Annotated in this window: 17 protein-coding genes; 9 read left to right on the top strand and 8 right to left on the bottom strand. The window is 70.8% G+C overall.

All coding sequences use genetic code 11. The features are described 5' to 3' along the window. From QN350_RS10350 to QN350_RS10330, 5 genes are all read left to right on the top strand, one after another. Window positions 1-1,529: lyase family protein (locus tag QN350_RS10350; RefSeq protein ID WP_323516341.1), on the top strand; the 1,529-nt coding region annotated here is incomplete at its 5' end. Then, a complete protein-coding gene (gene pcaC / locus QN350_RS10345; RefSeq protein WP_322139569.1) occupies window positions 1,526-2,875 on the top strand; it encodes a 4-carboxymuconolactone decarboxylase in 1,350 nt (449 codons plus the stop codon). The genes QN350_RS10350 and pcaC, both read left to right, overlap by 4 nt. Before the next feature lie 21 nt (window positions 2,876-2,896). Further along, complete coding sequence (locus QN350_RS10340; protein WP_322139570.1) at window positions 2,897-3,727, top strand: CoA transferase subunit A; 831 nt, start codon at window positions 2,897-2,899, stop codon at window positions 3,725-3,727. Window position 3,728: 1 nt separating this feature from the next. After that, complete coding sequence (locus tag QN350_RS10335; RefSeq protein WP_322139571.1) at window positions 3,729-4,406, top strand: 3-oxoacid CoA-transferase subunit B; 678 nt, start codon at window positions 3,729-3,731, stop codon at window positions 4,404-4,406. Next, the gene (locus tag QN350_RS10330) at window positions 4,403-5,626 is read left to right on the top strand and encodes an acetyl-CoA C-acetyltransferase (protein WP_322139572.1); all 1,224 of its coding nucleotides are present in this window, start codon (window positions 4,403-4,405) and stop codon (window positions 5,624-5,626) included. Before QN350_RS10335 ends, QN350_RS10330 begins: the two co-directional genes overlap by 4 nt. 55 nt (window positions 5,627-5,681) lie before the next feature. On the opposite strand, the gene QN350_RS10325 is transcribed toward QN350_RS10330, so the two are convergent. Continuing rightward, entirely contained in the window at window positions 5,682-7,190 is a 1,509-nt protein-coding gene (locus QN350_RS10325; RefSeq protein WP_322139573.1) for a leucyl aminopeptidase family protein, read from the bottom strand. A gap of 200 nt (window positions 7,191-7,390) precedes the next feature. Between QN350_RS10325 and QN350_RS10320 the strand changes: the two genes are divergently transcribed. Further along, on the top strand, window positions 7,391-7,831 hold the full coding sequence (locus tag QN350_RS10320; protein WP_322139574.1) for a molybdenum cofactor biosynthesis protein MoaE: 441 nt from the start codon (window positions 7,391-7,393) through the stop codon (window positions 7,829-7,831). 228 nt (window positions 7,832-8,059) lie between these two features. Here the strand turns inward: QN350_RS10320 and QN350_RS10315 are convergent, their stop codons facing one another. The 7 genes from QN350_RS10315 to QN350_RS10285 all read right to left on the bottom strand — a co-directional run bounded on the left by QN350_RS10315 (window position 8,060) and on the right by QN350_RS10285 (window position 14,662). Further along, entirely contained in the window at window positions 8,060-9,838 is a 1,779-nt protein-coding gene (locus tag QN350_RS10315; protein WP_322139575.1) for an HNH endonuclease signature motif containing protein, read from the bottom strand. Between the two features lie 146 nt (window positions 9,839-9,984). Further along, a complete protein-coding gene (locus QN350_RS10310; RefSeq protein ID WP_281534667.1) occupies window positions 9,985-10,224 on the bottom strand; it encodes a MoaD/ThiS family protein in 240 nt (79 codons plus the stop codon). Then, window positions 10,224-10,511, bottom strand: a complete 288-nt coding sequence (locus QN350_RS10305; RefSeq protein ID WP_322139576.1) for a DUF6457 domain-containing protein — start codon at window positions 10,509-10,511, stop codon at window positions 10,224-10,226. The genes QN350_RS10310 and QN350_RS10305 overlap by 1 nt, the downstream gene beginning before the upstream one ends. Then, window positions 10,508-11,365 (bottom strand): molybdenum cofactor guanylyltransferase, encoded by an 858-nt coding sequence (mobA, locus tag QN350_RS10300; protein WP_322139577.1) that lies wholly within the window; start codon window positions 11,363-11,365, stop codon window positions 10,508-10,510. Before mobA ends, QN350_RS10305 begins: the two co-directional genes overlap by 4 nt. An 11-nt stretch (window positions 11,366-11,376) precedes the next feature. Then, complete coding sequence (gene moaC, locus QN350_RS10295; protein WP_416173030.1) at window positions 11,377-11,976, bottom strand: cyclic pyranopterin monophosphate synthase MoaC; 600 nt, start codon at window positions 11,974-11,976, stop codon at window positions 11,377-11,379. Between the two features lie 14 nt (window positions 11,977-11,990). Continuing rightward, on the bottom strand, window positions 11,991-13,454 hold the full coding sequence (gene glp / locus QN350_RS10290) for a gephyrin-like molybdotransferase Glp (protein ID WP_322139578.1): 1,464 nt from the start codon (window positions 13,452-13,454) through the stop codon (window positions 11,991-11,993). After that, complete coding sequence (locus tag QN350_RS10285; protein WP_322139579.1) at window positions 13,394-14,662, bottom strand: ThiF family adenylyltransferase; 1,269 nt, start codon at window positions 14,660-14,662, stop codon at window positions 13,394-13,396. The genes glp and QN350_RS10285 overlap by 61 nt, the downstream gene beginning before the upstream one ends. Before the next feature lie 216 nt (window positions 14,663-14,878). Here QN350_RS10285 and fdhA point away from each other — a divergent pair, with 216 nt between their 5' ends. From fdhA to fdhD, 3 genes are all read left to right on the top strand, one after another. Beyond that, complete coding sequence (gene fdhA / locus QN350_RS10280) at window positions 14,879-16,093, top strand: formaldehyde dehydrogenase, glutathione-independent (RefSeq protein WP_322139580.1); 1,215 nt, start codon at window positions 14,879-14,881, stop codon at window positions 16,091-16,093. Window positions 16,094-16,202: 109 nt separating this feature from the next. After that, window positions 16,203-17,249, top strand: coding sequence for a GTP 3',8-cyclase MoaA (moaA, locus tag QN350_RS10275; protein ID WP_322139581.1), 1,047 nt, complete (start codon window positions 16,203-16,205; stop codon window positions 17,247-17,249). Between the two features lie 9 nt (window positions 17,250-17,258). Further along, window positions 17,259-18,179: a formate dehydrogenase accessory sulfurtransferase FdhD gene (gene fdhD / locus QN350_RS10270; RefSeq protein ID WP_322139582.1), complete on the top strand. Its 921-nt coding sequence runs from the start codon at window positions 17,259-17,261 to the stop codon at window positions 18,177-18,179. Window positions 18,180-18,195 lie beyond the last annotated feature (16 nt).

The following is an 18,195-nucleotide window of genomic DNA, read 5'->3' as shown; positions in this document are numbered from 1 at the left end:
GAGTGGAGCGGATGTGCCGACCGCCCCACCCGCCGGGGGGGGGGGCGGCCCCCCTCGACCACGGCAGCCGGGCCCGCACGCTCACGAGCGATGCCGCCTGGCTGCAGGCGATGGTCGACGCCGAACTCGCCCTGACCCGTGCGCTCGTCGACGCCGCGCTCGCCCCTGAGTGGATGCTCGGCGTCTGCGACACCCTCGTCGACGCCGGCGCGCTCGACCTCGGTGCGATCGCCCGGGAGGGGCGCGACGGCGGCAACCCCGTGATCCCGCTCGTGAAGCACCTCGGCCTCGCCGCGGAACGCGTGCGCGCCGGGGCCTCCGACCACATCCATGTCGGCGCCACGAGCCAGGACATCCTCGACACGGCGGCGATGCTCGTCGCTGACCGGGTTTGCGGTCAGCTCGCCGACCGGCTCCGGGAATTCGCCGCCGCGCTCGCCGTGCTCGCTGGGCAGCACCGGGACACGATCATGGCCGGTCGCACCCTCGGCCAGCAGGCGTCGCCCACGAGCTTCGGGCTCGTGGCGGCCGGCTGGCTCGATGCCGTGCTCACGGCCGCGACCGCCCTCGCCCGGGTGCGCGTCGGGCTGCCCGCGCAGCTCGGCGGCGCCGTCGGCAACCTCGCCGTGCTCACCGCCATCGCGAACGCCCGCTCCGGGGTCGCCGGGCCGACGGCAGCCACGTCGGGCACTCCGGCCGTCGACGTCGTCACGGACCGGTTCGCCGCCCGGCTCGGCCTGCGTCGGCCCCTGCTCAGCTGGCACACCGATCGCCTGCCGGTCGTGGAGCTCGGGTCCGCGCTCGCCGCGGTGACCGGGGTCGCCGGGGCGTTCGCCCTCGACGTGTCCGTGCTGTCGCGCACCGAGATCGCCGAGGTGAGCGAGCGACTCGGCGCAGGCCAGGGCGGCTCCAGTGCCATGCCGCACAAGCGCAACCCGGTGACGGCCGTGCTCGTCACCGCCGCAGCGCGCCAGACGCCTGCTCTGCTGGGGTCGCTCTACGGCAGCCTGCTCGCGGAGGACCAGCGCCCGGGCGGCGCCTGGCACGCCGAGTGGCAGACCCTGCGTGACCTCGAGCGGCTCGCGGTTTCCGCGGTCAGCGGCGCGGCAGACCTCGCCGGGCGCCTCGACGTCCACCCCGGGCGGATGCGGGTCAACCTCGATTTCACGGACGGTCTCGTCTTCAGCGAACGCGTGACCACCCTGCTCGCCGAGGCTCTCGGCAAGACGCGGGCCTTCGGGCTCGTGCAGCGTGCTGCCGCGGAGTCCCACGAGACCCGGCGACCGCTGCGGGTGACGCTGGGCGGACTGCTGGCCGCAGAGGGCGCCGTCGGGGGAATCACCGACGCGCTACGGGCCAGGGCCTGGGCCGCGTTCGACGCTGACTCGGGACTCGGCCAGGGGCCGGCCGCGATCGACCGGGTGCTCGCCCGGTACCGCGCCCACCTCGAGGCAGACGCGCCTCGTGAACCGGCGTTGCCTGGAGAACCGGCAGTGCCTGCCCACCGATCACGGAAGGTTGAATCATGACCCAGCCCCTCCTTCGTGGCACGATTCGCGCTGAGCCTTCCGATGCGCCTGGGCCGACCGGCCGGGCTCCGCTGCTCGTCCTCGGACCTTCCCTCGGCACCACGACGTCGCTCTGGGATACGGTCGTCGACGTACTCGGCGCCTTCGGCGACCCGCCTCGATCGGACCTGCGGGTGCTCAGCTTCGACCTGCCCGGACACGGGATCAGTCCGGTCGCACGGGAACCGTTCACGGTCGCCGAACTCGCCGACGCAGTGATCGCCCTCGTCGATTCCGCGACGGCCGCCGCCTTCGGTGCGGACGCCCCACCGGAGTCCTTCCACTACGCCGGCATCTCGCTCGGCGGAGCGGTCGGGCTCGAGCTCGGTATCCGCCACCCGGGGCGCCTGCTGAGCCTCAGCGTGGTCTGTTCGGTCGCGCGGATCGGCACTGCGGAGGGCTGGCACGAGCGCGCCGCGCAGATCCGCGCGAGCGGAACGCCCTCGATGGTGATCGGCAGCGCCGAGCGCTGGTTCGCTCCCGGATTCCTCGAGCGCGATCCCGCGGCGGGCGCCGGTGCGTTGAACCGGCTGCTCGACATCGACGACGAGTCCTACGCGCTCTGTTGCGAGGCGCTCGCCGGCTTCGACGCGCGCGAGGCGGTTGCCGGCATCGCCGTGCAGACGCTCTGCGTGGCCGGGGAGCTGGACCTCGCCACGCCGAGTGCGCTCGTCGCCGAACTCGCGGCGGCCATTCCCGGAGCCCGGTTCGCCGAGATCGCGGGAGCAGCCCACCTGCCCTCCCTCGAGCGGCCCCGGGACCTCGCCGAGCTGCTCCGGGAGCAGCTTGCGGCGACGCCCCCGGGGACACCCCCGGCAACGTCTGCGGAGCAGTCGCACGGAAAGGCCGTGGCCCAGGAACCCTCCGCACGAACGGCGGCCGAGGTGTACGCCGCGGGCCTGGCCGTGCGCCGGGCCGTGCTCGGCGACACGCACGTGGACGCCGCGACCGCCGCGATCACCCCGGAGACCGCCGACTTCCAGGACTTCATCACCCGGTACGCCTGGGGTGAGATCTGGACCAGGCCCGGCCTCGACCGGCGCACCCGCAGCTTCCTCACCCTGGCCTGCCTGATCACCGGCGGCCACGAGAACGAGCTCGCGATGCACGTGCGCGCCGCGCTCACCAACGGGCTCAGCCGCGCCGAGATCAGCGAGGCGATGCTGCACACCGCGATCTACGCCGGTGTGCCTGCCGCGAACTCGGCGCTCTCGATCGCGCGCAGCACGTTCGCCGCCCTGGACGCTGAGCAAGCCGTGGCCGCGGAGCCCGGCACTGACTCGTCACCGACCCCGACACTTCCCTGAACCGGACCGAAGGACTGCTCCATGGATAAGACGTTCACCTCAGCGGCAGCCGCCGTCGCGGACATCCCAGACGGCGCCTCCCTCGCCGTCGGCGGCTTCGGCCTCGTCGGCGTGCCGATCGTGCTGATCCGTGCCCTGCTCGATCGGGGCACGACCGACCTCCGGGTCGTCTCCAACAACTGCGGCGTCGACGGCTGGGGACTCGGTGAGCTGCTGAGGGAGGGCAGGATCAGCCGGGTCATCGCGTCATACATCGGCGAGAACAAGGACTTCGCCCGGCGCTACCTCGGCGGAGAACTCGAGGTCGAACTCACTCCGCAGGGCACCCTCGCCGAGCGGCTCCGTGCGGGTGGAAGCGGCATTCCGGCGTTCTTCACCGCGAGCGGCGTCGGAACCCTGGTCGCCGACGGCGGCCTGCCCTGGCGTTACGGGCCGGACGGGGAAGTGCTGGTGTCCTCGCCGCCGAAGGAGACCCGGGTGTTCTCCTCGCTCGGCAAGACGCAGGAATACGTGCTCGAGGAGGCGATCGTCACCGACTTCGCCCTGGTGCGCGCCGCTCGCGGCGACCGGCACGGCAACCTGGTCTTCGAGAAGTCGGCCCGCAACTTCAACCCGCCGGCAGCCATGGCCGGCCGGATCACCATCGCCGAGGTCGACGAGCTCGTCGAACCGGGCGAGATCGACCCGGACGACGTGCACCTCGCCGGCATCTACGTACAACGGATCGTGCAGCTGAACCACGCGGATGCGCATGACCTTCCGATCGAGAAGGTCACGACCCGGCCGCGGCCGGGAGCCGCCCCCGCCGCAGCGGCCGCGGCATCCGCCCAGACCGCCAGAACGGAAGGCTGACATGCCCCTGACCCGCAACGAGATGGCGGCCCGCGCCGCGCAGGAACTCGCCCCCGACAGCTACGTCAACCTCGGGATCGGCCTGCCGACCCTCATCCCGAACTTCCTGCCCGAGGGGGTGCACGTCATCCTGCACTCGGAGAACGGGGTGCTCGGCGTCGGTGCGTACCCGTGGGAGGGTGAGGAGGACCCGAAGCTGATCAACGCCGGCAAGGAGACCATCACCGTCAATCCCGGAGCCGCGTACTTCGACTCCGCGCAGAGCTTCGGCATGATCCGTGCCGGGGTCATCGACGTGGCCGTGCTCGGCGCGATGCAGGTCTCGGAGACAGGAGACATCGCGAACTGGGCCGTGCCGGGCAAGATGATCAAGGGCATGGGCGGGGCGATGGACCTGGTGCACGGCGCCGATACGGTGATCGTCGTGATGGAGCATGTCACGCGTGCAGGCGAGCACAAGATCGTGGCAGAGTGCTCCCTGCCCCTGACCGGCAAGCGCGTGGTCACCCGGATCATCACCGACCTCGCGGTGATCGACGTCACCGGGGAGGGGCTCGTGCTACGGGAGATCGCTCCGGGTCTCACCGTCGCGGAGGTCCAGGCCGCGACAGGGGCTCGGCTCCTCGTGCCCGCGGAACCGGGCGTCATCCGCACCCTGCTGTCGGGGGTCGGCGCATGAACGAGCGGATGCGGGATGTCGTCATCTGCGAACCGGTGCGCACCCCGATCGGGCGCTTCGGCGGGATGTTCGCCACTGTCGCACCGGCCGACCTCGCCGCCGCTGTGATCGCGGCCCTGCTGGAACGTACCGGCATCGACGGGGGAGTGATCGACGACGTGATCCTCGGGCAGGCCTACCCGACCGCGGAGGCGGCGTCCGTCGCCCGCGTCGCCGCCCTCAACGCCGGCCTGCCGGTGACCGTCGGCGGGCTCCAACTCGACCGGCGGTGCGGCTCCGGCCTGCAGGCCGTGCTCGACGCGGCGATGCAGGTGCAGACCGGCATCAGCGACGTCGTCGTGGCCGGCGGGGTCGACTCGATGAGCCAGGCGCCGTTCTACACCGTCGATTCCCGTTTCGGAATCACGGCAGGGCCGGGTCTGCTTCTCCGCGACGCGCTCAGTCGTGGCCGGGAGACCGCGGGCGGCCGCAACTTTCCGGTTCCCGGCGGCATGCTCGAGACCGCGGAGAACCTGCGCCGGGAGTACGGCATCGGTCGTGCCGAACAGGACGAGCTCGCCGTGCGGTCGCAGCAGCGTGCCGCAACGGCCGTCGACGAGGGCCGCTTCGACGCCGAAATCGTTCCGGTCACGATTCAGGGGCGGAAGGGCGCCGTCGTCGTCTCCCACGACGAAACCCCGCGGCCGGACACGACCCTGGCCGGACTCTCCGGGCTGCGTCCCATCCTGCTGGGCACGGATGCCGACGCGACCGTCACCGCCGGAAACGCGAGCGGACAGAACGACGCCGCCGCCGCGTGCCTCGTAACGACTCCGGAGCGCGCCGCGGAGTTCGGGCTCACACCGCTCGTTCGCCTCGTGACCTGGGCCAGAGCCGGCGTCGAGCCGTCCCGGATGGGCATCGGACCGGTGCCCGCAACGAAGAAGGCCCTCGAACGCGCAGGGCTCACCCTCGCGGACATCGACCTGATCGAGCTCAACGAGGCATTCGCCGCCCAGGTGCTCGCGGTCAGCCGGGAGTGGAAATTCACCGACGCCGACTGGGAACGCACCAACGTGAACGGCTCCGGCATCTCCCTGGGACATCCCGTCGGCGCGACCGGCGCCCGCATCCTGGCGACGGCGAGCAGGCACCTGCATCGTACCGGGGGGCGGTATCTGCTCGAGACCATGTGCATCGGAGGTGGCCAGGGCCTCGCCGCCGTTTTCGAACGGGTGTAGTGGGAGGCGATCGCTGTCCGGGCGGGCCGGTTGGTTCCGCTGCCGACGGTCGTGCTCAGGCGGCCGGGGGCCGGAATCCGATCGCGAGCTCGGCGAGCAGGCGGGCGCCGAAACCGGTGGGTCCCGTGGTGCGCCAGGAGTCGTCGGAGTCCGACTGCATCGGGCCGCACATGTCGACGTGCGCCCAGGGGGTGTCGCCGACGAAGTCTGCGAGGAACAGGGCGGCGGTCGTCGCGCCGGCGTATGGCCCGCCGAGGTTCGACATGTCCGCGACATCCGAATTGAGCTGGTTGCGGTAGCGGCGGTCGAGCGGCAACTGCCAGACGGTCTCGTCGGTGAGGTCGGATGCGGCGCGTACCTGGTCGATGATGCCCTGGTCGTTGCCGAACAGCGCCGCCATCATCGGGCCGAGGGAGACGAGCGCCGCTCCGGTGAGGGTCGCAAGGTCGACGATGGCGTCGACGCCCTCTTCGTTGGCCAGGACGAGCCCGTCCGCCATCACGAGCCGCCCCTCCGCGTCGGTGTTCTTGACCTCGACGGTCGTGCCGCCGCGAATAGTGAGGACGTCGCCCATCGCCGTCGCCGAACCCGAGGGCATGTTGTCCGTGCACATCAGGTATTCGGTCACGGCGTTCTCGCAGCCGAGTTCGGCCAGCGCCGTCATCGTCGCGAAGATCGCGCCGGCCCCGGACATGTCCATCTTCATCGCGAGGTGGGTGACGTCGCCCGGCTTGAGCGCGATCCCGCCCGAGTCGTACATGATGCCCTTGCCGACGAAGGCGAGATGCCCGGTCGGCTGCCCGGACGGGCGATACCGGACCTCGATCATCCGGGGCTCTTCGATGCTTCCGGCATTGACGCCGAGGAGGCCGCCGCAGCCGAGTTCGATGAGTTCCGCCTTGTCGAAGACGCTCACCTCGAGCCCGTATTGCGGCGCGAGGGCCTCTGCGAAGTCGCCGAAGATCGTCGCAGTGAGGTGGGAGGGCGGCGCGGCCGCGAGGTCGCGCGCGAGGGCCGTCGCCCGGGCGAGGGCGAGGCCGCGGGAGACACCGACCGCGTGTGCGGTGCTCCCGACGAGGTCGAGCGCCTCGAGGGGAATGTGTGTTGTCGCCGTCTTGAGTTCGAGGTAGCGATAGCGGGCGAGCAGGGCGCCCTCGACGACAGCGGCGCTGGCAGCGACCGGTTCGAGCCCGCTCGCGGCCTCCACGAGGTCCGTCGCGAGATGGCGTCCGTGCCGCCCGGCCCTGGCGAACGCGGCGGCGGCATCCCGCAGGGTCGCGGTCGTGAGGCGCCCCTGCTCGCCGACGCCGACGGCGACGAGGGTCGGGGCGGATGCCTGGGGCAGCACGAGCGTTTGGCCGACAGCCCCCGTGAACCCGGCCTCCGTGAGCGCAGCACGGTCGAGCCCGATAGCCGCGGGAACGGGCCCGTCACTCGAGACTGCATAGCCGGCGATCGTGGCGCCCGGACCGAAGTCTGGCGTGATCTCGACGCGCGTGCGCAGCGCGAGCGAGGGTCCGGGAGTGAAACTCGCGGGGATCAGTCTGTGGGGTTGGTGCGGCATCAGTGAACCTCGTTCCGGCTGTCGATTCGACGGTGAATGGTTTCCGCCGGCGCCAGTATATTGCCGCACAATGCCGCTCAGGGAGGTCGTCCGGGGAGGTTGTCGTCGAGTCTGTGCGGGTGCTCGCCGGCACAGTAGTGCCCAGGGGCACGGTGCGGATATCGTCTGCGCATCCCGGCGACCGCGGGTACTCTGGGGCTGTGGAATCCGAACGCATACCGCCGCTGTCCCTCGTGACCGACCAGACTCTCGATGTCACCGCGCACGTCCTCGCGGTGTCCTCGCGGTCGGCGGGCGCCGTGGTGACTTTCGTCGGCCAGGTGCGCGACCATGATCCCGATGCCGCGGGCACCGTGACGGGCCTCGACTACAGCGCCCATCCGGATGCCGGGCGCATCCTCTCGGAGATCGCCGCCCGGTTTCGGACCGGGAACCCCGCGGTCGAGCTCGTGGTGAGTCACCGGATCGGCCACCTCGAGGTGGGCGACCTCGCCCTCGTCGCGGCCGTCGCGAGTGCGCACCGTGCCGACGCCTTCCAGGTCTGCGAGCAGCTCGTCGAGGCGGTCAAGGCCGAGGTCCCGATCTGGAAGAAGCAGTACGAAGTCGACGGCACCCACTCCTGGGTCGGCCTGACTCTCTAGCGCCTCCGGCGACTCTGGCGTCTCTGGCGTCTCTGGCGTCTCTGGCGTCCGTTCGCGTAAGGGGCGTCGCTCCCAATCGACCCGGCGTCTGCTGCACAGTGGTTCCGTAGCGGACCCGGCGCTCGGTCCTCCCTGGCGTACGAGCCTGTCGAGCGCATCGGGCCCGACGAGTCGGGCCCGTCGAGCCTGTCCCCGCTGTCGCGTCTGCGGCGCCGATCCTTCGCCGACTCAGTCGGTGCCGCGGAGAATCTGGCTTTTGCTGGTGAGGAGGATGGGTCTCTGTTCGGGGTCGAGTGCGGGTGGTGGGGTGAGCCAGTATCGGCCGGTGTCGTCGCGGGTGATTCGCCAGTGTTCGTTGTGGAGTCTGAGGTGGTCGGCCCGGCAGAGCAGGATGCCTTGGTCGAGGTTGGTGGGGCCTTCGTCGTCTTTCCAGTGCTCGATGTGATGCGTTTCGGTCCAGGAGGGTGGTCGGTCGCAGCCGGGCCACATGCAGCCGCCGTCCCGAAGGGCGAGGGCGGCCCGTTGGGCGGGGGAGAAGGTGCGTTGTTCGCGGCCGAGGTCGACACCGTGGTCGTCGAAGGTGGCGTTGAGGAGTCCGGTGTCGCAGAGGTTGCGTTCGAGGGTGCCGGTGGTGACCGTGACCGCGGTTCCCTCGATGACGCCGGGCTCGAGTGCGGGCGTCTCGGTTCCGGGGCCCGACCCGACGTCGGATGCGAGCTCATCCCGGGCGGTGGGAGTCGGGCCGCCCGGTTCCGTTCCACCGGCTGCGGCCACGATAGACGTGGTCCCGGACTGTGAGGCGCCGGTGGGTGCGGTCCCGGTCTGTGCGGCTCTGGTCGACGTTAGCCCGGTGGGTGGCTTACCGGTCGACACGACCCCGGTCGGTGCGGTGCCGGTCGGGGCGGTGCTCCTGGGGCGGATGGTGACCATGCGCACGGCGGGGCTGCGGCCCCCGGCGATGCGTTTCGGGTCAGCCTTCACGCCGAGTTTGGTCAGGGCGAGGAATGCGTCCGCGGTGAGCTGCTCGGTCGTGCGGGGGTCGTCCTGCACCCGCTTCGCCCACGCCGCCTGCTCCTTGTCGACGAACCGCACCCCGCCCCGGCGCGGGCTCGTGATGGCGTCGTAGGTCTGCATCAGGTATTCGCCGTCTTCGGGGGCGAACAGGCCGACCAGGCGGACCTGCCCCGTGTGGAGCCGGTAGAACCGCAGGGACCGGTCGTCGTAGGCGGCTTTCTCGCGGGCGGCGATGCCGGCCTCATCGAGCACGTCCCGCACCCTTCTGGCCCGTTTGAACAACTGGTCCGCGTTCAGGGTGCGTGCTTCGGCGAGGAGCCGGGCGAGGGCGGACGCGAGTTTCTCCGGTGTGATCGCCCGGTCCAGGTCACCGAGGCCCTTGCGGAGCGCGTCCGCCTTCTCCACGCTCAGCCAGCTCTCGGCGAGGGCCCGGCCGATTGGGGCGTGCCACGGCGGCACCGCGGTCGGCGGAACCGGCGGAAGGTGCGGGGTCGTCCCATCGAGGGGCGGCGGTCCGTCGTTCCCGTCGAGGGGCGGAGTCTCGTCGAGCAGCTTCTGGGCCTCGGCGGCTTCCCGGGCGCCCTTCTCGGCGGCATCGGCTTCCGCGAGGAGGCGGCCGACCGCGAGCAGTTTGGCCGCGTCGCCCTTGCTCGACCCGGAGATGGTCTGGAGCAGGTCTTCCGGGGAGCGGTAACCCTGCCGGGCCGCGAGGCCCTTGCCGCCGAGTTCGGGCCGGGACCGGCGGGCCAGGGTCGCGGCGAACCATGCCGCCTGAGTCTCGAGGGCCCGCCGGGCACCGGCGATCAACACCTGCCCCTCCAACACGGCCTCGTCAGTGAGCGTATCGACGGCGGCTGACGAGCCGCCCAGCCCGGTGACGACATCCGCCATCGACCGCAGCCCGGCGAGCAGGCCGCCCTGCACCGACTCACGGAACACCCGGTCGGCGTGCGGCTGATCGGGTGAAGCGGGCGACTCCGGGAGGGTGGTCATGCCGCCACATTACGACCGACCACCGACACTCTCTGAGCAAGGCTCAGGTATGTGGAAACCTCTTCTGATCAGGTACCTGTTGAGGAGAGTCCGTCATTTTTGCGGTCTGCAGACCCGGTCGGGACCCGGGGAGAGCCGTGTGAGGCTCAGCCTCCGGCGAAGGGGGGCAACACGTCGACGGTGTCGGTTCCGGCAAGTGGCACCGCGTCATCCGCTGCCCGGATGCCGTTGACCAGCAGGGAACAACGCGACAGGATTTTGGCGAACTCGGCGCCGTGCCGGTCGGACAGAATCATTCGAAGATCGCCGATGCTCGCAACGTCGACGGTCGTGGTCTCGCTGCCTGCGGCCTCCGCCGCGGCCGCGAAGAAACGGATGCCGGCCACTAGCGCGGCTCGGTGGGGTGCGTCGACGACCAGTCGAGGGCGAGCCGGGTAGCGGTCGCGCTTGCGTGCTCGACGTCTGCCGCAGTGCCGCCGTTGCGGGCAGCGGCGAAACCGACGAGGAACGTGCTGAGCGGGGCGGCGGGACGGGCGACGCCGTGGGCGACGTCGCGGGCGACATCCAGGAGCACGCCGACCGGAACGTCGGCCGGATCGAGGTCGAGTCCGACGGCGAGGACGGCAAGCCAGTCATCGAGGGCCTCGGGAGGCAGGGGGGTGGAGGTGCTCATTCGGTTTCGCTCCTCGGAGGGGTGGTGCTGATCGGGCTGGGTCCCGACAGGAGCGCGGTGCTCCACTCAACATCCTCCCACGTGTCCACGTCGCGGCCGCTGCCGGTCTCGTCGGCGACTCCGACGAGACGCAGCCCGGCCAGGAGGGCGCGCATGCTCGCCCCGTCCGCCCGGGGACCCAGACGCGCGGCGGCGTTCCGGAGTGCGCTCGCCCGGTAGAGGCCGGCGAGCCACTGCGGGTGACCGTCCGGATCCGACAGGTGCAGACCGTCGAGGGCGTCCGTGCCGGAGGTATTCGTGCCCGCACGATCAGCGAGGGCCTGGTCAGCGAGGGCTGCGACGAGGGTGCCGGCGGCAGCCGCGGCCCAGGGCAGGTCGCACGCGAGCACGAGCAGCCACTCCGCCGGGACGGGTGCCGTGCTTGCGGGTGCGGGTCCAGCTTCGGATGCGGGTGCGGGTACCGACCGGGCGAGCGCGGCGAGGCCGGCGGCGATGCCCGCGACGGGGCCGCCGAACGGTGGATCCTCGAGCGCCCAGAGCGCTCCGGTCGCCTCAGGACCGGCAGCGGAACGTGCTGACGCCGGCCCGACGATGACGACTCGACGGGCGAGCGTGCGCGCATCGAGCACCCGGGACAGTAGCGTTCGGCCGGCGACCTCGACGGCGGGCTTGACGGCGCCGCCGAGTCGGCTGCCGCGGCCGCCGGCGAGCACGATCAGGTCGATCGGCCCCGTAGCGGCCGGCCCCGAACCAATTCGACGGAGATTTTGCGCAAAATACGCGTTTTCGGACTTCTCAGGTGCGTTTTTCCCCAAAACTCCGTCGAATTCGTTCGGGGCGAGGGGTCCAGGCATGGTGGCGGGTCCTACTTCGATGGGCGCAGCCAGTCGCCGGACTTGCCGCCGGTCTTGCCGATCAGGCGGATGTCCCCGATGCTGACAGACTTGTCGAGCCCCTTGACCATGTCGACGACCGCCAGCGCAGCGATCGACACCGCCGTGAGCGCCTCCATCTCGACCCCGGTGCGGTCGGCTGTGCGAATGGTCGCAGCCACCCGCACACCGGTGTCCTCGATCGTGAGGTCGACCGCTGCGCCGTGCACCCCGATCACGTGGGCGAGGGGGAGCAGGTCCGCGCACTTCTTCGCGCCCTGGATGCCTGCGATGCGTGCGACGGCGAGAACGTCGCCCTTGGGCGTCGTGCCGTCGCGAAGCGCGGCGACCACGAGGGGCCCGCAGAACACGAATCCGGCGGCGGTTGCGCTGCGCACGGTCGGCTGCTTCTCGGTCACGTCGACCATCCGGGCCTGGCCGGCCGTATTGAGATGGGTGAACGGCTGGTCGGCCTGTCCTGCCTGAGCGGTCTGTCCTGCCTGAGGAGATTGCCCTGCCTGGACGGCCTGCACACCGGGTGCAGCCTGCCCGTCGGTTCGGGCGGCGGCTGTTTCGTCTCGGGCGGAAGTCATATCACCAGCATGACTCATATCACCAGCATGACCGGGAGCAGGTCGCCCTCCGCCACGGTGTCGCAGTCCTCCGGGACGATGGCGAGGCCCTCGGCCTGGCCGAGCCCGGCGACGAGGTGCGAGCCGGAACCGCCGGAGGTGGCGGGCCAGACGAGGGTCTCCTGGTCACGGCGTTCGCAGACGACGGGCATGTATTGCTGCCGTCCAGCGGGTGAGCTCCAGCCGCGGGCGACGGTCCCCGTGACCATCGGACGGGTGGTGGTGCCGTGGCCGCCCATGAACAGGAGCGCCGGGCGCACGAAGGCCTCGAAAGAGACGAATGCGCTGACCGGGTTGCCGGGCAGGGCGAACACGATCGGACCGGGTGCTGCGCTTCCGGCTGCGACCGTGTCCCCGGTCGCGCTGCGGTTGCCGATCCTGCTGTCGTTGGCGCCGGCGTTGGTGCTGGCGGTGCCTGTACTGCTGCCGGTACCGGTTGCGGGCAAACGGCCGAAGCCCTGGGGCTTGCCCGGTTGCATCCGCACGGGGCCGAACCAGATGCCGAGCGGGGCGAGCACGGCCTTGACGACGTCGTACGCCCCGACGCTGACGCCTCCGGAGAGGATGATCGCGTCGACCGTGCCGATCAGGGAGTCGAGCACGGTGCGCAGCGACTCTTCGTTGTCACGCACCGCCCCGATCCGGTGCACGACGCCGCCGGCCTGGGCCACAGCGGCGGCGAGCAGGTACGAGTTGGAGTCGGGGATCTGGCCGCGCCGCGCGGGGGTTCCCGGCACGATGAGTTCGTCGCCGGTCGAGATCACGGCGACGCGGGGCGCCGGGTGCACGAGCAGCTCCGCCCGGCCGGCGCTCGCGGCCGCGGCGATCCGGGTCGGCCAGAGCGTCGTGCCTGCCCGCAGCACGGTGTCACCGGCCGCCGCATCGCTGCCGGCCCTGCGGATGTGGGCGGCCGGCTCCGGCGCCCTGAGGATACCGACCCGGTCGATGCCCCGGTCGGTGTCCTCGATCGGTACGACGGCATCCGCCCCGTCGGGGATCGGCGCCCCGGTCATGATGCGGGCGACCTGCCCGGCGTCGATGCGCGGGTTCTGCGCGGTGCCGGCGGCGAGATCGGCGACCACCGGCAGCACGATCGGGCTCCCGGGGCCTGCGGCGAGCAGGTCGGCGCGCCGCACGGCGTACCCGTCCATCGCGGAGTTGTCGAACGGCGGGGTGTCCGTCGCGCTCGTGACCGGCTCGGCGAGGGCGAGCCCGAGCGCATGGTCGAGCGGCACCCGGACGGGCTCGAGAATGGGCAGCTGCGCGAGAATCCAGTCGAGATGCTCGGCCACCGGGCGGGCGGATGCCGCGTCGGCGTGCCCGCCGCGCCTCGCGTGGTCATGGGGCCGGGCCTGGCCGTCCTCCGGTCCGACCACGGTCAGCTCCGCGCTTCGAGGGACCACTCCGGAGACCAGGTCCCCGACCACTGGGTGGACCACTTCTCTCCTGACCCGGGCGCCGAGCCCTCGGCGACGGCGGCGTCCCACGCGATGATCCCGCCCTCGAGCAGGGTTAGGTCGGTGAAGCCATCGGCGGCGAGCACGGCAGCGGCGCTCCGGGCGCGCGGCCCCTGTGCGCAGTGCAGCACGAGAGGCAAGTCCCGGGGGATCGACGCGAGGCCCTCTGGGCTGCGCAGCTGGTCGAGGGGGAGCAGCAGCGAGCCGGGGACGGCGCTCTCGGCGTGCTCTCCCGGCTCGCGCACGTCGAGGACGATGAAGTCGTCCGCGCCGTGTGCGCGCGCGGCCAGACGGGAGACGAGCTCGGCCGGGGACAGCGTCGGCCAGGCACGGACGGCGGCAGGCCCGCTGACGGCCTCGGCCGAGGCGGCCGTCTCTGCGGCCTCCCGGGCGGCCCGCGCGTGCCCTTCCGGATCTCCGCCGACGAGGGGTACTTCGGTGAACCGCCCGGAGAGGGCGTCGATCACGAGTACCCGCCCGATCAACGGTGCGCCGATGCCGGCGATGAGCTTGATGGCCTCTGTCGCCATCAGCGAACCGACCTGCCCGCACAGGGCGCCGAGCACACCGGCCTCCGCGCAACTGGGCACTTCGCCCTCTGCCGGCGGATTCGGGAACAGGTCCCGCAGCTGCACGCCCGCAACGCCGCTCCCTGCGGGCGGGGTGGCCCAGAACACCGAGAGCTGGGCGTCGAAGCGCAGCACGGATGCCCAGACGAGCGGCTTCCCCAGTTCGGCGCTGACGTCGTTCACGAGGAACCGGGTCGGGAAGTTGTCTGTGCCGTCGATCACGAGGTCGTACCCGGAGATGAGCGCGCGGGCGTTGCCGTGGTCGAGTCGCTCGGAATGCTGGATGACGACAGCCGCTGGCGCGATGGCCGCGATGGACTCCGCGGCGCTCACGACCTTCGGACGGCCGACATCCGCCTGCCCGTGCACGATCTGGCGCTGCAGGTTGCTCGGCTCGACGTCGTCGCCGTCGACGATGCCGATCGTGCCGATCCCGGCCGCCGCCAGGTAGAGCAGGGCAGGGGAGCCGAGGCCGCCCGCGCCGAGCACGAGCACTTTCGCGTTCGCGAGGCGACGCTGGCCGAGCTCGTCGAGCTGCGGCAGGCGGCGTTGGCGGGCGGTGCGCACGGATTCGGTCGGGGTGAGCCGGGCGACGGGTTCGACAAGGGGAGGAAGGGCCATGCCCCTTACGCTAGGCGCTCCCGGCTGCCCGCGCATCCGCATCCGCCCAGAGTCTTCGCCACCCCCTTGATATCCCCCGCCGATGGGTGTTTCGTCGAAGACGGCACCAGAGTGTGCCGCACCACCCCCACAGCGCACCAACTAGCAAGACTGCAATCTCGCACGACCGAAGTGGTCGTGTCCAGAGGAACAAGGCAGAACCTAGGAAGGTATGTAATGACAGGGAACAGAGCAGTTGCCTACAAGAGCCCGGGGCACGTCGAGGTCATCGACATCGACTACCCCACCTTCGAACTGAAGGACGGGCCCGGCGTCAACCCGGCCAATGTCGGCCGGAAGGTACCGCACGGGGTCATCCTCCGCACGGTCAGCACCAACATCTGCGGCTCGGACCAGCACATGGTGCGCGGGCGCACGACAGCCCCCGCCGACCTCGTGCTCGGGCACGAGATCACCGGAGAGGTCGTCGAAACCGGGCCCGATGTCGAGTTCATCAAGGTCGGCGACATCGTGTCGGTCCCGTTCAATATCTCCTGCGGTCGCTGTCGCAACTGCAAGGAGCGCAAGACCGGGATCTGCCTGAACGTCAACCCCGACCGCCCCGGCAGCGCATACGGCTATGTCGACATGGGCGGCTGGGTCGGCGGCCAGGCCGAGTACGTTCTCGTGCCGTATGCGGACTGGAACCTCCTGAAGTTCCCGGACCGTGACCAGGCGCTCGCGAAGATCATGGACCTGACCATGCTCTCGGACATCTTCCCCACAGGGTTCCACGGGGCGGTGAGCGCCAATGTCGGCGTCGGGTCGACGGTCTACGTCGCCGGTGCCGGACCCGTCGGCCTTGCGGCTGCGGCCTCCGCGCACCTGCTCGGAGCGGCCGCCGTCATCGTGGGCGACCTCAACGAGGAGCGGCTCGCCCAGGCCCGCAGCTTCGGCTGCGAGACGGTCGACCTGCGCAAGGGCGACCCGCAGGACCAGATCGAGCAGATCCTCGGTGTGCCAGAGGTCGACTGCGCCGTCGACGCGGTCGGCTTCGAGGCCCGCGGGCACGGCCAGGCCGCGGGGGAGGAGCGTCCGGCGACGGTGCTCAACTCGCTCATGACGATCACGGCGGCCGGTGGTGCGCTCGGCATCCCCGGGCTGTACGTCACGGGTGACCCGGGCGGGGTCGACGAGGCCGCGAAGGTCGGGTCGCTCTCGATCCGGCTCGGCCTCGGCTGGGCGAAGTCGTTGTCCTTCACGACGGGCCAGTGCCCGGTGATGAAGTACAACCGCCAGCTCATGATGGCGATCCTCAACGACAAGGTGCAGATCGCCAAGGCCGTCAACGCCCAGGCGATCAGCCTCGAGGACGCGCCGCGCGGCTACGCCGAGTTCGACGCCGGCAAGTCCGTGAAATATGTGCTCAACCCGAACGGTTACGTCAAGTAGTGAATCAGTGACGTAACCGCAACCGTGTCGAGCGGATGCCCGGCCAGGGCCGCCCTGGCCGGGCATCCGTGTCGCTGGGCCAGGGTGACAGAAGATTAGGGTGGAGCGTATGACCGGAAACCCGACACTCACGGACACCCGTGGCCGGCCGCTGCACGACCTGCGGATCTCGGTCACGGACCGGTGCAACTTCCGCTGTGTTTACTGCATGCCGAAGGAGGTCTTCGGCCGTGACTTCGCCTTCATGGAGCGGGACGAACTGCTCACCTTCGAGGAGATCACCCGGCTCGCCCGGGTGAGCGTCGCGCACTGGGTCGGCAAGATCCGGCTGACCGGCGGGGAGCCGCTGCTGCGTCGCGGCCTCGAAGACCTCGTCGCCCAGCTCTCGGCGCTCCGCACCCCGGACGGCCGGCCCATCGACATCGCCCTGACCACCAACGGCTCAGCACTCGCGGTCAAGGCGCAGGCACTGAAGGACGCCGGGCTCCGCCGGGTCACGGTGTCCCTCGACTCCCTCGACGACGCGACCTTCCGGGCCATGAACGACGTGAACTTCCCGGTCGCGAAGGTCCTGCACGGCATCGAGGTCGCCTCGAACGTCGGGCTCGGCCCGGTCAAGGTCAACATGGTCGTCAAGCGCGGCCAGAACGACGGGGACATCGTCGCGATGGCGCGGCACTTCCAGGGCACCCCGGTCATCCTCCGCTTCATCGAATTCATGGACGTCGGGTCGAGCAACGGCTGGGAGATGGGTGCCGTCGTGCCCTCCAGCGAGGTGATCGCCCGGATCGGCGCCGAACTGCCCCTCGAGGAGGTCGCCCCGAATTACACCGGGGAGACCTCAGCGCGCTGGCGCTACCGCGACGGCAGCGGGGAGATCGGAGTGATCTCGAGCGTGACGCAGTCGTTCTGCTCGACCTGTTCGCGCGCCCGGGTGTCGACAGACGGCAAGCTCTTCACGTGCCTGTTCGCGACGGAGGGACACGACCTGCGTGCGCTCCTCCGCGGCGGCGCCACGGACGACGAGCTGTCCGCGGCCATGGCGTCGATCTGGCGAGAGCGGACCGACCGGTACTCGGACCTGCGGAGCGCGAAGACGAGGGAGCTGCGGGCATCCGGCAAGAAGAAGATCGAGATGTCGTACATCGGAGGGTGACCAGCAACAATGACACGAATCACGGCACGACGAAAGGTTGTCCGGCTCACCGTCGGCGGCCGCAGGACCACCAGGGAAGACGTGCTCGCCGTCGAGGAGCCGCTTGAGATCCGCGTGAACGGCACGTCGCTCGCGGTGACGATGCGCACACCCGGCAACGACTATGATCTGGCCGCGGGCTTCCTGGTCTCCGAGGGCGTGATCAGCCGCGGCGAGCATTTCTTCGCGGCGCGCTACTGCGCCGGCGCCACCGTTGACGGTGAGAACACCTACAACGTTCTCGACGTGAGCCTTGCGCCCGGCGTCGCCGCCCCCGACCCGAGCCTGGAACGGAATTTCCTCACCACGAGCGCGTGCGGTCTCTGCGGGAAGGCGAATATCGACGCGGTGCGCACCCGGTCGGCCTTCACCGTCTCAGACGACCCCGTCCTCCTCGACGCCGAACTCCTCACCACATTCCCGGACGTGCTCCGGGCCGGCCAGACCGTCTTCGAGAAGACCGGCGGCCTGCATGCGGCCGGGCTCTTCGACGCCGTCACGGGGGAACTGCTCGTGCTGCGCGAGGACGTCGGGCGCCACAATGCCGTCGACAAGGTGATCGGCTGGGCGGTCAAGGAGAACCGGCTGCCGTTGCGTGGAACCGTGCTCCAGGTCTCCGGCCGGGCGAGTTTCGAACTCGTCCAGAAGGCCGCGATGGCCGGCATCCCGATGCTGGCCGCGGTCTCCGCGCCGTCCTCGCTCGCAGCGGAACTCGCAACGGACGTGGGCATGACCCTCGTCGGCTTCCTGCGCGGCGACTCCATGGTGATCTACGCGGGCGCCGAACGGATCACCGGCGGTGGCGGGCGCGCAGCGGACGATGTCGCCGGTGCCGAGGGTGCTGCGAGTCCTGCCCCAGCGGCCCTTGCCGGTTCCGTAGCGCCGAATTAGTATGTGCGCATACTAA

The organism is Cryobacterium sp. 10I5, from assembly GCF_035019865.1.
Lineage (GTDB): Bacteria > Actinomycetota > Actinomycetes > Actinomycetales > Microbacteriaceae > Cryobacterium > Cryobacterium breve_A.
The sequence above is the reverse complement of the archived record's forward strand: the minus strand, read 5'-3'. Positions and strand labels throughout refer to the sequence as shown.

Bases quoted from the DNA above. Each gene is read 5' to 3' on its own strand.
- pcaC (WP_322139569.1), top strand. From the start codon at position 1,526: ATGACCCAGCCCCTCCTTCGTGGCACGATTCGCGCTGAGCCTTCCGAT.
- QN350_RS10340 (WP_322139570.1), top strand. From the start codon at position 2,897: ATGGATAAGACGTTCACCTCAGCGGCAGCCGCCGTCGCGGACATCCCA.
- QN350_RS10335 (WP_322139571.1), top strand. From the start codon at position 3,729: ATGCCCCTGACCCGCAACGAGATGGCGGCCCGCGCCGCGCAGGAACTC.
- QN350_RS10330 (WP_322139572.1), top strand. From the start codon at position 4,403: ATGAACGAGCGGATGCGGGATGTCGTCATCTGCGAACCGGTGCGCACC.
- QN350_RS10325 (WP_322139573.1), bottom strand. From the start codon at position 7,190: ATGCCGCACCAACCCCACAGACTGATCCCCGCGAGTTTCACTCCCGGA.
- QN350_RS10315 (WP_322139575.1), bottom strand. From the start codon at position 9,838: ATGACCACCCTCCCGGAGTCGCCCGCTTCACCCGATCAGCCGCACGCC.
- QN350_RS10305 (WP_322139576.1), bottom strand. From the start codon at position 10,511: ATGAGCACCTCCACCCCCCTGCCTCCCGAGGCCCTCGATGACTGGCTT.
- mobA (WP_322139577.1), bottom strand. From the start codon at position 11,365: ATGCCTGGACCCCTCGCCCCGAACGAATTCGACGGAGTTTTGGGGAAA.
- moaC (WP_416173030.1), bottom strand. From the start codon at position 11,976: ATGACTTCCGCCCGAGACGAAACAGCCGCCGCCCGAACCGACGGGCAG.
- QN350_RS10285 (WP_322139579.1), bottom strand. From the start codon at position 14,662: ATGGCCCTTCCTCCCCTTGTCGAACCCGTCGCCCGGCTCACCCCGACC.
- fdhA (WP_322139580.1), top strand. From the start codon at position 14,879: ATGACAGGGAACAGAGCAGTTGCCTACAAGAGCCCGGGGCACGTCGAG.
- moaA (WP_322139581.1), top strand. From the start codon at position 16,203: ATGACCGGAAACCCGACACTCACGGACACCCGTGGCCGGCCGCTGCAC.
- fdhD (WP_322139582.1), top strand. From the start codon at position 17,259: ATGACACGAATCACGGCACGACGAAAGGTTGTCCGGCTCACCGTCGGC.